1 protein-coding gene is annotated in these 311 nt (G+C 55.6%); it reads right to left on the bottom strand.

The window, feature by feature from the left end; translation table 11 throughout:
* Window positions 1-93: 93 nt before the first annotated feature.
* Window positions 94-311, bottom strand: a 218-nt coding sequence (locus F2P45_RS35895) for a hypothetical protein (RefSeq protein ID WP_223164942.1), incomplete at its 5' end; no start/stop codon positions are given.

Here is a 311-nt window from a genome sequence, read left to right as displayed (position 1 = left end):
AGCCTATCTGGTGAACGTCGCACGTTCGCTCGCAGTCGCAGATACCATCGCCGCTTTGTCGGCGACCATGCCACGGCGGAACGGCAATTGCGGCTAGTCCGAAGCCGCACCTTTGTCGGGTAATTTTTCTGAGGACAGTTTCTCGGCATGCGTCGATGAGATCATCATCTGGCGTTGGCCTTGCTCTGTCGACTCGCGAAAGTTTGTCAGCAGTCTGGCTTCGAGCGGCTTTACGTACATCAGGATAAGGGTATCTGCAGTTGGTGGTGGGCGTACCGTAGGCGTGCCGAATTTGAGGTATTCAGGAGTCA

The organism is Massilia mucilaginosa (genome assembly GCF_011682145.1).
Taxonomy (GTDB): domain Bacteria; phylum Pseudomonadota; class Gammaproteobacteria; order Burkholderiales; family Burkholderiaceae_D; genus Telluria_A; species Telluria_A mucilaginosa.
The sequence above is the reverse complement of the archived record's forward strand: the minus strand, read 5'-3'. Positions and strand labels throughout refer to the sequence as shown.